The sequence below is a fragment of the Bacillus cereus group sp. BfR-BA-01441 genome (genome assembly GCF_022663075.1).
Lineage (GTDB): Bacteria > Bacillota > Bacilli > Bacillales > Bacillaceae_G > Bacillus_A > Bacillus_A cereus.
The window spans coordinates 1-1,554 of the sequence record NZ_JAKUEU010000197.1 but is presented as its reverse complement, the minus strand read 5'-3'; the positions used below and the strand labels follow the sequence as shown (position 1 = coordinate 1,554).

The window sequence follows — 1,554 nt, the reverse complement described above, 5'->3', positions numbered from 1 at the left end:
GGTGCACAAGGAATGGTGGGAATACAAGGGATAGCTGGTCCAGTTGGTGTTACAGGAGCGGAAGGAGCTCAAGGAGTACAAGGAATCCGAGGAGCAACCGGCCCAGCTGGAGCACAAGGAATCCAAGGCGTACAAGGAATTCAAGGGGAAACAGGAGCAGCTGGAACACAAGGTCCTCAAGGTCCTCAAGGTGTTCAAGGGATACAAGGGACTACCGGATTGACAGGTACACAAGGTGCCCAAGGTCCTCAAGGAGTGCAAGGAATAATAGGACCGACTGGAGCTATCGGTTTGCAAGGTCCTCAAGGATTACAAGGAATAACGGGTCCAACAGGAGCGCAAGGAGTGCAAGGAATACAAGGAGTGCAAGGAATTATCGGTCCAACAGGTGCACAAGGAATTAGAGGTCCCCAAGGAAATACAGGGGAAGTCGGTATAACAGGCCCACAAGGAGTCCAAGGGGCGCAAGGTAGTCAAGGCCCACAAGGCCCACAAGGAAATGTTGGAATTACAGGTGCAACGGGTCCGCAAGGAATACAAGGGATACAAGGTATTCAAGGGTTGCAAGGCCCAATTGGAGCGAGTGGGGTGACAGGTGCTAGTGGTAGTATAGGCCCAGTTGGAGCACAAGGTAGTCAGGGCCCAAGTGGCGTGGTGGGACCGACAGGAGCAACTGGTAGTGCAGGTTCAATAGGTTTCTTTGGAATAGCGGGAGCGACAGGAGCGACTGGTTTACCTAGTGGGGGCGGTTATTTCTTTTCTACTTCAACGAGTACAATTGCAGCGAATGCGTTAATACCAATTAATTCTGGATCTACAGTTTTTGGTTCTGATGTCAGTTTAACAAATGCAACAACTGTAACGTTAAGTACGCCGGGAATTTATTTAGTAAGCTATTATTTTCAAGGTGATCCAACTGCCGGAAATGAAACAATTTCAGTGAGGCTTACTTTAAATGGAACACAAGTCGCAGGGAGTTTTATTTTTTATGTTACAGGAGGTACTTTTATATTAGAACCAGCAGTTTCGAATACGATGGTCATTGAAGTTACTTCTTCAAATGCAACTTTGTCTTTACAAAATGGTCCGTTAGCTATCGGGCATGTAACGACATTATCTGGTGTGATAACAGCTAGTTTAAATGTATTAAAAATAGTTTGATACGTTAGTTATAACGGGGGAGATGCTTGTGAAGAATCAAGATAAGTGTAGTAAGTTTCAAGCACCTATTCCTTTTCCACCGCCAGGTATTACGGGGCCCACTGGTCCAACCGGTCCAACTGGTGCTTTAGGTGGACCAACTGGACCGCAAGGAATACAAGGCGTACAAGGTCCAATCGGTCCAACCGGCCCACAAGGAATACAAGGAGTGCAAGGGGTGCAAGGAGAAAATGGTCCAACCGGCCCAACTGGTTTAACTGGACCACAAGGTTCTCAAGGTAATCAAGGACCTATGGGAGAACGAGGCCCACAGGGAATACAAGGTGTTCAAGGAATACAAGGAGAAAGAGGTCCGACTGGTCCAACTGGTATTCAAGGGATACAAGGAATTCC

Annotated in this window: 1 protein-coding gene and 1 pseudogene; both read left to right on the top strand. The window is 47.5% G+C overall.

The annotated features are described in order from the left end of the window. Positions 1–1,161 (top strand): BclA C-terminal domain-containing protein (locus tag MR107_RS29860; RefSeq protein ID WP_472926410.1); only part of this gene is annotated, 1,161 nt, incomplete at its 5' end. Positions 1,162–1,189: 28 nt separating this feature from the next. Next, positions 1,190–1,554 (top strand): annotated as a pseudogene (locus tag MR107_RS29855) (collagen-like protein); the annotation flags it as partial.